Source organism: Amycolatopsis sp. A1MSW2902 (assembly GCF_017312175.1).
In the GTDB taxonomy this organism is placed as follows: domain Bacteria; phylum Actinomycetota; class Actinomycetes; order Mycobacteriales; family Pseudonocardiaceae; genus Amycolatopsis; species Amycolatopsis nivea.
This window is the reverse complement of the sequence record NZ_QJPO01000001.1, coordinates 4,263,102-4,275,254: the sequence shown is the minus strand read 5'-3', so window position 1 is coordinate 4,275,254 and position 12,153 is coordinate 4,263,102. Positions and strand designations below refer to the sequence as shown.

Sequence of the window (12,153 nt, the reverse complement as noted above, 5' to 3'; positions counted from 1 at the left end):
GATAGCCTGCCCTAATTAGACGGACATGACCAAGACCAGCGGGTTTGGCAGAGAGGTAGGCGTCGTGAGGACGCAGTTCCAGAAGTGGCGCACGACAGTGGCCGGGATTTCGGCCGCAGTGCTGGCGTTCGGCGCCGCAGCCTGTGGCTCGACCGACGAGAACGCCGGCGCGGAGGGCGCCACGCGGCCGTTCGACACCCCGAGCGGGCAGGCGCAGATCCCGGTCGCGCCGAAATCGGTGGTGGCGCTCGACCAGTACACCTACTTCGGCCTGCTGGACGTCGGCGTGCACCCCAAGGCCACCGCGTCCGGCTACACCGACAGCTTCGCGGTGTACCCGCCCTACGCCGCCGAGTACGCCAAGGCCCCGAAGGTCGGCGGTTCGATGGAGATCGACATCGAGCAGGTCGGCGCCCAGGCCCCGGATCTCATCCTCGGCAACAAGTTCCTCTCCCTGGAAAAGCACAAGATCGAGGACTACCAGAAGCTCGCCCCGACGGTGATCCTCGGCGGGGCGCCCGGCGAACCCGGCGTCGCCTGGCCGCAGTGGGTCGTCCAGGCCGCCGACGCGGTGGGCAAGAAGCCCGAGGCCGAGGCGCTGAAGAAGCAGTACGAGGACCGCGCGGCGCAGATCAAGTCGACGTACAAGGACAAGCTGTCGAAGCTGAAGTTCGCGCTGATCAACGGCGGCGGCGGGAAGTGGTACCTGAACCTCGACGAATCGTGGGGCGGCACCATCCTCAAAGACCTCGGCGTCCAGTTCGCCCGGGCCGGCGTCACCGACAAGAGCAACAACACGCCGGAGTTCTCCATCGAGAACCTGGACAAGCTCAACGAAGCCGACGTGATCCTGTACCAGGCCGACTACCAGGGCAAGGCCGGGCCGGACACGCAGCAGATCATCGACCTGCCCGCGTACCAGGGGCTGCGGGCGGTCAAGGCGGGCAAGTCGTTCCCGACCGGCAACTTCTACGCCCTGCACTACAAGGCCGCGATGGCGTTCCAGGACGAGATCGAAAAGATCCTCAAGGAGTACTGACCGGATCCGGGGCTCGGCGGTCCGCCGCGGACCGCCGAGCCCCGTCGCGTGAGGGGGAACCATTGGACAGCACCTCGGTCGCGCCCGCCCCGGCCAGGTCCTGGCGGCCGCGCGCCGGGCTCGCCGCGGTCCTGGTCCTCTCGGCCGTCGCGTACGGCTGGGGGAGCTGGGACCTCGGATTCGGGTACCCGTACTACAGCGCCGCCGTCAGCTCGATGTCCCGCGACTGGACGGCTTTCGCGTTCGGCTCGCTCGACCCGCTCGGCGTGGTGACCGTCGACAAGCCGCCGATGGCGCTGTGGGTGCAGGTGCTTTCCGTGCGGCTGCTGGGTTTCCACGGCTGGGCGCTGATCCTGCCCCAGGTGCTGGAAGGCGTCGCGGCAGTCTGGCTGCTGTACCTTGCGGTCCGCCGCTGGCAAGGGGAACGGGTCGCCCTGCTCGCCGCCGCGATTCTCGCCGCGACTCCGGTCGTCGTCGCGCTCGACCGCGACAACCTGCCCGACCCGCTGATGCTCCTGCTGCTCGTCGCCGCCGCGTACGCGCTGACCCGCGCGCTCGACGGCCCGGCGGGGGAGCGGCGGTGGATGGTCTTCGCCGCGGTGCTCCTCGGGTGCGCGTTCACCACGAAAATGGTGCAGGCGTGGCTGGTGTTGCCCGCGATCGGCGCGGCCTACCTGATCGGCTCTTCTTCCCCGGCGCGCGCGAAGACGCGGACCACGGCGCTTTTCGCAGCGGTGCTGGCGGTGGCTTCGTTCTGGTGGGTCGTGCTGGTCGACCTCTGGCCGTCGCCGAAACCCTTCATCGGCAGCAGCGTCGACGGCACCGCACGCGACCTCGTGTTCGGCTACAACGGCTTCGGCCGGATCTTCGGCCAGGATTTCGCCGCGGCCGCCAGCTACGCGGAGAACCACGGGAAATCCTTCTACCAAAGCGATCCCGGTGCCGGACGGCTTTTCGGGACGTCCTTGGGCGGCCAAGCCTCCTGGCTGCTGCCGCTCGCGCTGGCGGCGGTCGCCGCCGTGCTGGCGCTGACCCTCGCCGGACGCCGTCCGCCCCGGAAGACGCTGGCCGGCTGGGTGCTCTGGGGCGGCTGGCTGCTGGTCTGCGCAGCGGTGTTCAGCTTCATGCGCGGAATCTGGCTGCTGTACTACACCGCACAGCTCGCTCCCGCCGTCGCCGCGCTGTCGGCTGCCGCTTTCGCCGCCCTGTGGCGGCTTTACCGGGCCGGCGGGCGCTGGTGGCCGTTGCTGCCGGCGACAGTCGCGGCCCTGAGCGCGTGGGCGTGGGTGCTGGTTCGCCGCGACCCGGACTGGAACGGCTGGGTCGCCTGGGCCGTCGCCGCGGCGGCCCTGCTTTCGGTCGCCCTGCTCGTGTCGGGGCGGATCTCCCCGCGCCTGCGCACGGCCGGGCTCGCGACCGGACTGGCCGCCACGCTGGCGGCCCCGCTGACCTGGTCCGCCGCGACCACGATCGGCTACTCGGCGGGCTTGCCGATGCTGCCCGCGGCGGGTCCGGTGTCCCTGCAGACGGACTACCTGCCCCCGGACGTCCGAGACGACTTCCGGCAGCTGCTCGGCGGATGGGGCGCCCGCGACTTCCGCGCGGCGGCAGGAAAACTCGACGAACCGTCGGCGGCCTTGCTGTCCTATGCGGAACGCCGGGCCGGCTCCGCGAAGGTGACGCTCGCGGTGGAAACAGCCGACGCGGCCGCCCCGTTCCTCCTCGCGACCCGCCGGGGAGTGGTCGGCATGGCCGGATTCACCGGCCGCGACCCGGCCCCGTCCCCGGACCGCCTCCGAGAGTGGATCGACCGCGGCGACGCGGCCTTCGTCCTGCTCCTACCGGAACGCAGCCACTACGAGTTCGTCCGCTCCCGGTGCCGGCCGGTGCCGCCTGCGGAATCCGGTGCGTCTCGAGGCGTCGGCGACCTTTACCGGTGCGGCTAGCCGCGGAAACCCGTCGGAGAGCCCGACAGGGGAGCTAACGGACGCCCGAACGCATCCGCGGCTTCGGCCGGGCGCGGCGGCTGACCAGGATCACGTTAGGGAAGCCTTGCCTGAGTCGAGGTGCTCTGCAAGGGTCTGGCCGGTGACGGCAGTGCGAGCGGAAGCGACGAGGCGGACAGTGCGGCACGGCTATGCGCTCCGCCGGGCCGGAGGACTGCTGCTCGCTGCCGCGGCGCTGACGGTGATGGCCTTGCTCAGCCTGGCGGTCGGCGCGAAGTCGATCGGGTTCGGCGCGGTGTTCGACGCGCTGGCACACCACGGCGGGAGTCCGGACGACGTGGTCGTGCGGGGCCTGCGGTTGCCGCGCACGCTGCTCGGGATCTGCGTCGGCGCCGCGCTCGGGCTGGCCGGGGTCCTGATGCAGGGGCTGACGCGCAATCCGCTGGCGGACCCGGGGCTGCTCGGGATCAACTCCGGAGCCGCGGCCGCGATCGTGGCGGGCATCGGGTTTTTCGGGCTCGGTTCCCCAGGGCAGTACGTGTGGTTCAGCCTGGCCGGCGCGGCCGTGACGGCGGTCGTGGTCTACCTCGTCGGTTCCGGCGGGCGGGCGGGAGCGACGCCGGTGCGGCTGGTGCTGGCCGGCACCGCCGTCGCTGCGGCGCTGACCGCGTTCGTGCAGACGATGCTCCTGCTCTCCCCGCAGGTTTTCGACCAGTACCGGTTCTGGCAGCTGGGCTCGCTGGCCGGCCGGGACCTCGGCGTGCTCGGCCGGCTGCTGCCGTTCCTCGCGGCCGGTGCGGTGCTCGCGCTGGCGCTGGCCCGGCCGCTCAACGCGATCGTCCTCGGCGACGACGCCGGCCGGGCGCTGGGCGCGCATCCCGGCCGCACCCGCGCCCTCGGCGCCCTGGCGATCACCCTGCTGTGCGGAGCCGCGACGGCCGCCGCCGGACCGCTCGTGTTCATCGGACTGGCGATGCCCTACATCGCGCGGGCGCTGGTCGGCCCTGACCAGCGATGGCTGCTGCCGTATTCGGCGGTGCTGTCCCCGGTGCTGCTGCTGGCGGCGGACGTGCTCGGCCGGATCGTCGCGCCGCCCGGCGAACTGCAGGTCGGGCTGGTAGTGGCGTTCCTCGGCGCGCCGGTGTTCATCGGGCTGGTGCTGCGGAAGCGGGCGACGGCGTGAGGGGGTCGACGGCGTTGCGGTTCGGCGGGGGCCGATTTCCGGTGTGGGCGCCGGTGTTCGCCGGTCTCGTGCCGCGGAAGAAGGCGGCGGCATGACCGGGCTGGCGGCGCTGCGTTTCGGCGGGGACCGGATTTCCGTGCGGGTGCGCAGGCGGGCGTGCGTGGTGGCCGCGGTGCTGACGGCCGCGCTGGCGGTCGCGGCGTTCGGTTCGCTCGCGTTCGCCGGGGAGCTGAGCCCGGCCGACGTGCTGCGGACGCTGGCCGGGCACGGCGACCGTTCGGACGAGTTCCTGCTCTACCGGCTCGCGGTGCCCCGGCTGCTGTGCGCGGTGCTGGTCGGCGTGGCGCTCGGCGCGAGCGGCGCGGTGTTCCAGAACCTGACGCGCAACCCGCTGGGCAGCCCGGACCTGATCGGGTTCACCAGCGGTTCGGCGGCGGGCGCGGTGTTCGTGCTGACCGTGCTGGGCGGCGGGATGGCCGCGATCGCGGGCGGGGCGCTGGCCGGCGGGCTGGCGACCGGCGCGGTGGTGTACGGCCTCACCGTGCGCCGCCAGGCACGCGGGTACCAGCTCGTGCTGGTCGGCATCGCGGTCAACGCCATGCTTCAGGTGCTCACGCATTTCCTGTTGACCAGGGCGAATCTGGAATCCGCGATGGCCGCCCAGGTCTGGCTCGCCGGCAGTCTCAACGGCCGCGGCTGGGAGCACGTCTGGCCGGTGCTGGCCGCGGTCGCGGTGCTGCTGCCGCTGCTGGCCGGGCTCGGCCGCCGGCTCGCGGTGCTGGAGCTGGGGGACGACGCCGCGACAGCGCTCGGCGTCCGCCCGGCGACGGCCCGGCTCGGCGCGCTGGCGGTCGGCGTCGCGCTGGCGGCCGCGGCGACCGCGACCGCCGGGCCGATCTCGTTCGTCGCGCTCGCGGCGCCGCAGCTGGCCAGGAGGCTGACCCGCGAGCCCGGCGTCGGCGCCGGAACCGCGGCGCTGACCGGAGCGCTGATCCTGGTGGTCGGCGACGCGCTGGCACGGCAGGCCTTCCCGGCCGAACTGCCGACCGGCGTGGCCACCGCGGCGGTCGGCGGGGTCTATCTCGGCTGGCTGCTCAGCAGCCGATGGAGGACGGGGACGCGGTGAACGAACCACGGGAACTGATCCGCCGCGCGATCCGCGGCCAGGCCCGGCAGCTGGCGCCCGCGGCGGTGCTGGCCGCGGTGCACCAGGGGTGCGAGGCGGCGGTCCCGCTGATGATCGGGCTGATCGTGGACCACGCGATCGCGCCCGGCAGCGGGTCCGGCCTGCTGTGGACACTCGTGCTGCTGGCGGTGCTGTTCGCGGTGCTGACCGCGTCCATGCGGCTGGGCGGAAGGCTGGTCCGGCACGCCACCCAGGGCGCGGGGCACGAGCTGCGGGTGCGGCTGACCCGCCGGGTGCTCGACACCCGCGGCTTCGACCGGGCCGGGACGCGCGGCGGCGTGCTGCTGTCCACGGCGACCTCGGACGCCGGACGGGTCGGCATGGTGAACGCGGCGGTCTGGACCTCCGCCGGCGCGGCCGGCGCGCTCGTGGTGGCCGCGGTGATCCTGCTGCGTGCCTCGGTCCTGCTGGGGCTGGTGGTGCTGCTCGGCCTGATCCCGGTGGTGCTGCTGACCCGGACGATCTCGGCCCCGCTGGTGCGGCGCAGCTCCGTCGAGCAGTCGGCGGTCGCGCACGCCGCCGGGGTCGCGGCCGACCTCGTCGAGGGACTGCGCGCGATCAAGGGGCTCGGTGCGGAGGCGGTGGTGTTCGGCCGGTACCGGGACGCCAGCGGGCAGGCGCGCGCCGCGGGCATCCGGGCGGCCCGGCTGGTGGCGTTGCGGTCCGGGCTGATCATCCTGCTGACCGGCGTGTTCCTGGCCGTGGTCGCGTGGCTGGGCGGCCGGCTGGCCGCCGGCGGCGCGATCACCGTCGGGCAGTTCGTCACCGCGTTCACCCTCACCCAGTTCCTGATCGGGCCGTTCACCCGGATCGCGATGGTGGGCGCCCAGTTCGCCCGCGCCCGGGCGTCGGCGGAGCGGATCGCGAAAGTGCTGTCCGCGCCGCCGCTGGCCGAGGGCGGGCGCACCGACCCGCCCGCCGGGGCGGACCTGCGGATCCGCGGGGTTTCCGGGCCCGGGCTGTCCGGTCTCGACCTGGCCGCGGCCGAGGGCGAGTTCGTCGGGGTGGTGGTCGACGATCCGGCGGCGGCGGACACGCTCGTGCGGTGCCTCGGCCGCCAGCAGGACCCGGACTCCGGCGACATCCTGCTGGCCGGGGTGCCCGCGCGCGACCTCGACCCGGACGTCGTGCGCTCGGTGGTCCTGGTCGCCGCGCACGACGCCGTGCTGTTCAGCGGCACGGTGCGGGACAACGTGTCCGCCGCGGCGGCCGGTCCGGGCGCGGTCGGCCGGGCGCTGGACTGCGTGGCCGCGGCCGCGATGCTGCCCGAGGGCGCGGACACGGTGCTGACCGAGCGCGGCCGGTCGCTCTCGGGCGGGCAACGCCAGCGGGTGGCCCTCGCCCGCGCGCTGGCCGCCGAGCCGCCGGTGCTCGTGCTGCAGGAACCGACGACCGCGCTCGACGCGGTCACCGAAGCGGAGATCGCCGCGAACCTGCGCGCTCTGCGGGCCGGCCGCACCACCCTGGTGATCTCGGCCAGCCCGGCGCTGCTCGCCGCGGCCGACCGGATCGTGGTGGTCCGCGGCGGCGCGGTCGCGGCGAGCGGCAGCCACGCGGATCTGCTGGGGTCCGATGCGGACTATCGGGAGCTGGTGACCGCATGACCCGGGCCAGTGCACCGGCCGGATCGGGTCCGGCGGCGGAGTTCCTGCTGCCGACCGCGACCGCGGTCCGGGTCCGGCAGGCGGCGTGGCGGGTGCTGCGGCCGCAGCGCGGTCTCGCCGCGGCGACGCTGCTGGTGCTGGTGCTCGCGACAGCGGTCGGCCTGCTCGCCCCCCGGCTGCTCGGCGGCATCGTGGACCTGGTGGTGCGCGGGGACGGCGCGGCCGTGCTGCCGATCGCCGCGGCGCTCGCCCTGGTCGCGCTCGCCCAAGGCGGGTTTCAGGCGCTGGGCTCGGCGATGGTCGCGCGGCTGGGCCAGACCGCGATCGCCGGTGTCCGCGAGACGGTCGTGCGGAAGGTGCTGCGGATCCCGGCCGAACGCGTCGAGCGGGCGGGCAGCGGGGACGTGCTGGCCCGGCTGTCCGGCGACGTGGAAGCGGTCAACGAAGCGGTCGGCGGGGTGCTGCCGACCCTGATCGACGCCGGGCTGACCATCGTGTTCACCGCGGCGGCCCTGGTGCTGCTCGACTGGCGGTTCGCGGTCGCGGCCCTGCTCGCCGTGCCGTTCCAGATCGTCGCGGTGCGGTGGTATCTGCGGGTCGCGGTGCCGGTGATCGCGCGGGAGCGAGTGGCCGAAGGAGCGCGCGCTCAGCAACTGCTGGACTCGATCGACGGCGCGGCGACGGTCCGCGCGCTGCGGGTGGAACCCGAACACGTCCGCCGGGTCGCCGCGGCCTCGGACCGCGCGCGCCAGCTGTCGATCCGGATGGCCGCGGTGCAGCGGCGTTTCTTCGGCAGGCTGAACTACGGCGAACTCGCCGGGCTGGCGGCGATCCTCGCGACGGGTTTCCTCCTCGTCCGCTCGGGCACGGTGACCCTCGGCGCCGCTTCGGCCGCGGCTCTGTACTTCCACCGGCTTTTCGACCAGTTCAACGCGATCCTCGGCAGCTTCGACAGCGCGCAGGCCGCCGCCGGCGCGTTCGCCCGTCTCGTCGGGGTCGCCGACCTGCCGGACCCGCCGCGCCGCTCGCCGAGACCGTCCGCTTCGGACCGCACGGTCACCGTGTCCGGCTTGTCCTTCGCCTACGACGGCGGACGCCCGGTGCTGTCCGAAGTGGACTTCACGGTCGGTGCGGGCGAACGGCTGGCCATCGTCGGGGCCTCGGGAGCCGGGAAGACCACGCTGGTGAAGGTGATCGCCGGAGTGCTGGCCGCCGGGCGCGGGCGAGTGGAGCTGGGCGGGGTGGACACCGCCGGGCACGATCCGGCCGAACTGCGCCGGAAGTGCGTGCTGCTGAGCCAGGAGGTGCACGTTTTCGCCGACACCCTGGCCGCCAACCTCGGCCTCGCCCGCGCGGACGCGGCGGAGGACGAGATGACCGCCGCGCTGGCCGAGGTCGGCGCGGCGGGATGGTTCGCCGCGCTGCCGGACGGACTGTCCACTGTGCTCGGCCGGGGCGGGCATCCGCTCACCCCGGCCCAGGCCCAGCAGCTGGCGCTGGCCCGGCTGGTGCTGGCCGACCCGCCGATCGCGATCCTCGACGAGGCGACCGCCGAAGCCGGCAGCACCGGCGCGAAAGTGCTGGAAGCGGCCGCGGACAAGGCACTGGCCGGGCGGACCGCGCTGGTGGTCGCGCACCGCTTGACGCAGGCGGCGCGCGCGGACCGGATCGTGGTGCTGGAGCACGGCCGGGTCGCCGAAGTCGGCACGCATGCCGAGCTGGTGGCCGCGGGCGGTGGTTACGCCGGGTTGTGGCGGGCATGGTCGGCGCACCGGTGACCCGGCGCGGTCGCCGGGCGGGCCGCCGGCGCCGGCCGGCCGCGTGCGGGACCTGAGCTTTCGCCGGACCGCGGCGAACGAGCCTCGAAGAGAAAGAGCGAACCGTGAAACTGAACAAGACGATTCCGTTCGCGCTGGCGTGCGCGCTGACCGTGGCGCTTTCGGCGTGCACCAACAATTCCGCGGACACAGCGCAGCCCGCGTCGGCCGGCTTCCCGGTGAGCGTGCCGGGCAAGTTCGGCGCCGCGCAGGTGCCGTCCGCGCCGAAGCGGGTCGTGGCGATGGACTGGACGTCGGCGGACATCGCGCTGTCGCTCGGTGTCGTCCCGGTCGGCATGGCGAAGGTGGCCACCGCCGACGGCGGGATCGAACCGTGGACGAAGCCGCTGCTCGGCGCGAACTCCCCGAAGCTGTTCTCCGTCGACAGCGGGGACCCGATCGACCAGGTGGCGGCGCTCAAGCCGGACCTGATCCTGGCGACGAAGGACTACAACCTCGGCGAGAGCTATCAGCAGCTGTCGCAGATCGCCCCGGTCGTCACCTATGCCAAGGCGCCCAACAGCGATTCCTGGCAGGACGCGACGCGCGGCATCGCCAAGGCGCTGGGCAAGAGCGCCCAGGCGGACCAGGCGATCGCGAAGACGACCGCCGACGTCGCCGCCGCGAAGAAGGCCCACCCCGAATTGTCCGGGAAGACCTACAACTTCCTGGTCACCCCGCAGGCGGGCGGGGTGCACGCGGTGAACTCCGCCGCGGACGTCTCGGCGCAGTTCCTCGACCAGCTCGGCCTCTCGCTGAGCCCGGCGGTGCGTTCGATGCCGGACTCCTCGATTCCCGGCCGCACGCTGGTCAGCTGGGAGAACGTCTCGAAGCTCGACGCGGACCTGCTGCTGGCCACCGGTTCGCCGAGTTCGCTGAAGCTCGCGCAGGCCACGCCGGGCTTCACCGACCTGCCCGCGGTGAAGCGGGGAGCGTATCTGCCGCTGCAGCCGGCGCTGGCCCAGGCGATCGCTTTTCCTTCGTCGGCGAGCCTGGAATGGGCGCTGGGCCAGCTGACCCCGAAGCTTTCCGACGCGAGCCGGAAATAGGGCCAAGGGAGCACCCGACGAGGAGTTCGAGCTGTCCGCGCCCGAGGACGTGGCGGTGCACTGGCTGTACCGCGGCGACGCGGCCCCGGCGCCTCGGACGTGCTCGCCGGAGCGGTCATGACGGTCGTCGCCCCGCCCGGAGAACGGCTGTAGGCGTGGATCGCCGGTGAAGCCGGGACGGCCAAACCGCTGGCTGCGCGACGAGCTGGTTCTGGCCCGCGAAGACCAGGACCTCACCGGTTGCTGGAAACACGGCGTCGTCGATTTCGGCGACGAGCACGACCATCCGCGCTGAGCCCGGCGGATCCGCGGCCGTTCAGGCGCGCAATACCGTCATCAGGACGTCCTCGGCGTGGAGATAGCGCAGGGAATCGACCCAGAGCCGGTAGCGGTCCGGGCGGCCGTGGACGGTCGCGGCGTATCCGGCGATGCCCGCGTCGGCGAGCGCGGCGAAGACCTGGTCGAGTTCTTCCGCGGTGAGGTCGGCGATCTCGGCCCAGGCCTGCGCGTCGATGCCGTTGCCGACGCCGTGCGGCGGGAGCCAGAACATGATGCCGCGCTCGGAATAGTCGGGGTCGGGGTGGTGCGGTGCGCTCACGGCAGCTCCAGGTATTCGGCGGGCGTGCGGCCGAGAAAGGCGCTGCCGCAGAGGAACGGGACGGCGCGCGGCCAGGAGTCCTGCGCCGGCGTGGCCGGCTCGTGGCGGGTTCGCCACGCTTGTCTGCGCAGGGTTTCGTCGAGTTCCCAGGCGAGGACGGCGAGCCGGCTGCGCAGTACCTGTTGGGACAGGTCGGGTGCGGCCAGCGGGGCGTGGTCGCGGCACAGTCCGTGGCCGCGGGCCCAGTGTTCGCGCACGGTTTCCTGGCGGGCCGCGGCGTCCAGCAGGGCGAGTTCGCGGCCTTCGCCGACGGTGCCCGCGGTGCAGACGGAGCAACTCGGGGCGACGTGGCGGAAGTGGCTGATCGCCTCGGTGACAACGCGGTTCGGGCGGCGTAGTGCGGCGGCGAGGAGGTCGTAGCGTCGGTGCCGGAGCGCGGGCCAGGCTTTGCGGAGCCGAGCGGGCAGTTGCGGGCGCGGGGCGGCGGCGAGCCGGTCGGTCAGTCGCGCGAGCCGGGCACGGGCGTTCCAGTGCATCAGCTCGCGGATCCGGGCCGCGCTCTGGTCGTCGAGCACGGAGGCGTCGCCGAGGTGGTCGGGGCAGAGCCACGGTTCGCCCGGATCGAGACGTTCGAGATCCTGGCGGAGCAGCCAGGACAGGTAGCGGGCTTCTCCGGTGAAGCGGGCGCGGCAGGCGGGGCAGCAGGCGCGTCCGAGCGCCGTGATCGCGCGGTCCACTGTGGAGAGTTCGGTGAGCTGTTCGTCCTCTTCGGCGCAGAGTTTCGCGACTGCGGCGACGTGCGGTGCGCGAACGGGCAGATCGGTGTCGGACGGGGCGGCGAACTGCTGGTGCTCGGCCAGCGTCTTCGCGTGCTGCCACGGGGCGGATGCCAGCAAGTCGAGCAGATGCGGCGAGCACAGGTGCCCGGTCGCGAAGCTGACCGCGGGATCGTGCAGCCAGCGGGCGATTGTTTCGAGACGGCGCTCGGCGGCTGTGGTCCTCTTGGCGCAGGCGTCGCAGCGACGGCTGGCAAGGGGTGTGGCGATGACGTCGTTAAGAAGACCGGGCAGAACGCGGACGCCGTCCGGAGTGGACATCAGCAGTCTGGTGTGGCGGCCACAGAAACCGCCGCCCTGCGCGGCACGGCGGCGGTAGTCCGGGTCGCGATGCGTTTCCATGACGTACCAGGTGTGCCAGTGGTGTTCGGCCTGATCGGCGTCCCGGCATACCAGACAGCCGTCGTCCGCGAGGTCCCGCAGGAGGGCGCGCCGTTCGTCTTGGCGCGGTTCGCTTCTCATCGAGAACTCCGAAGCTGGGCCACCCGGTCGCGAAGCGCCATGAGCCGCGCGGCGGGCGGGCCGACGCCGTCCAGCCGGCGGCGCATGGCTTCCGTGCGCGGGTCCGGGGTGCGGGAGAACGCGAGCTGCGCGGCGTTGTGCAGGAGCCATTGGTGGTACTGCAACAGCCGTTCGGCCTGCGCGGCGAGGTTCGCGCAGTCGTCGGCGGGGATGCTGGCGAGTTCTTCGCGCAGCCGGTGGTAGACGCTGGTCAGTTCGCCGCAGGTGTGGCCGACCTGTCCGGGGACCTCGCCTGGCGCGCCGCACGCTCGTACGGCCTCCTCGGTCGCGGGCGCCGCCGCGACGGCCCGGTCTAAAATGGACAGCAGCAGGGTCAGCTGCTCGTCGGCGGGGAGCCGCGGGCGGCGGAAGCGGTCGAGGAAGCTGCGCACGG

Annotated in this window: 11 protein-coding genes; 8 read left to right on the top strand and 3 right to left on the bottom strand. The window is 73.3% G+C overall.

What is annotated here, in order from left to right; genetic code table 11:
• Positions 1-64 precede the first annotated feature (64 nt).
• The 8 genes from DMP23_RS19725 (at position 65) to DMP23_RS19690 (ending at position 10,119) form a co-directional block, all read left to right on the top strand.
• Positions 65-1,039, top strand: coding sequence for an ABC transporter substrate-binding protein (locus DMP23_RS19725; RefSeq protein WP_337822021.1), 975 nt, complete (start codon positions 65-67; stop codon positions 1,037-1,039).
• 62 nt (positions 1,040-1,101) lie between these two features.
• Complete coding sequence (locus DMP23_RS19720) at positions 1,102-2,985, top strand: ArnT family glycosyltransferase (RefSeq protein WP_337822020.1); 1,884 nt, start codon at positions 1,102-1,104, stop codon at positions 2,983-2,985.
• A gap of 142 nt (positions 2,986-3,127) precedes the next feature.
• Complete coding sequence (locus DMP23_RS19715; protein WP_337822019.1) at positions 3,128-4,168, top strand: FecCD family ABC transporter permease; 1,041 nt, start codon at positions 3,128-3,130, stop codon at positions 4,166-4,168.
• A gap of 91 nt (positions 4,169-4,259) precedes the next feature.
• On the top strand, positions 4,260-5,294 hold the full coding sequence (locus DMP23_RS19710; RefSeq protein WP_337822018.1) for a FecCD family ABC transporter permease: 1,035 nt from the start codon (positions 4,260-4,262) through the stop codon (positions 5,292-5,294).
• The gene (locus tag DMP23_RS19705; RefSeq protein ID WP_337822017.1) at positions 5,291-6,958 is read left to right on the top strand and encodes an ABC transporter ATP-binding protein; all 1,668 of its coding nucleotides are present in this window, start codon (positions 5,291-5,293) and stop codon (positions 6,956-6,958) included. Before DMP23_RS19710 ends, DMP23_RS19705 begins: the two co-directional genes overlap by 4 nt.
• The gene (locus tag DMP23_RS19700) at positions 6,955-8,736 is read left to right on the top strand and encodes an ABC transporter ATP-binding protein (protein WP_337822016.1); all 1,782 of its coding nucleotides are present in this window, start codon (positions 6,955-6,957) and stop codon (positions 8,734-8,736) included. The genes DMP23_RS19705 and DMP23_RS19700 overlap by 4 nt, the downstream gene beginning before the upstream one ends.
• Positions 8,737-8,840: 104 nt before the next feature.
• Positions 8,841-9,824: an iron-siderophore ABC transporter substrate-binding protein gene (locus DMP23_RS19695; RefSeq protein WP_337822015.1), complete on the top strand. Its 984-nt coding sequence runs from the start codon at positions 8,841-8,843 to the stop codon at positions 9,822-9,824.
• A 166-nt stretch (positions 9,825-9,990) separates the two neighbouring features.
• A complete protein-coding gene (locus DMP23_RS19690) occupies positions 9,991-10,119 on the top strand; it encodes a hypothetical protein (protein WP_337822014.1) in 129 nt (42 codons plus the stop codon).
• Between the two features lie 21 nt (positions 10,120-10,140).
• Here the strand turns inward: DMP23_RS19690 and DMP23_RS19685 are convergent, their stop codons facing one another.
• From DMP23_RS19685 to DMP23_RS19675, 3 genes are read right to left on the bottom strand one after another with little or no spacing between them, the layout of a single operon-like run.
• The gene (locus DMP23_RS19685; RefSeq protein ID WP_337822013.1) at positions 10,141-10,422 is read right to left on the bottom strand and encodes a hypothetical protein; all 282 of its coding nucleotides are present in this window, start codon (positions 10,420-10,422) and stop codon (positions 10,141-10,143) included.
• Positions 10,419-11,720: a hypothetical protein gene (locus DMP23_RS19680; RefSeq protein ID WP_337822012.1), complete on the bottom strand. Its 1,302-nt coding sequence runs from the start codon at positions 11,718-11,720 to the stop codon at positions 10,419-10,421. The genes DMP23_RS19685 and DMP23_RS19680 overlap by 4 nt, the downstream gene beginning before the upstream one ends.
• Positions 11,717-12,151: a hypothetical protein gene (locus DMP23_RS19675; RefSeq protein WP_337822011.1), complete on the bottom strand. Its 435-nt coding sequence runs from the start codon at positions 12,149-12,151 to the stop codon at positions 11,717-11,719. The genes DMP23_RS19680 and DMP23_RS19675 overlap by 4 nt, the downstream gene beginning before the upstream one ends.
• Between the last annotated feature and the right edge of the window lie 2 nt (positions 12,152-12,153).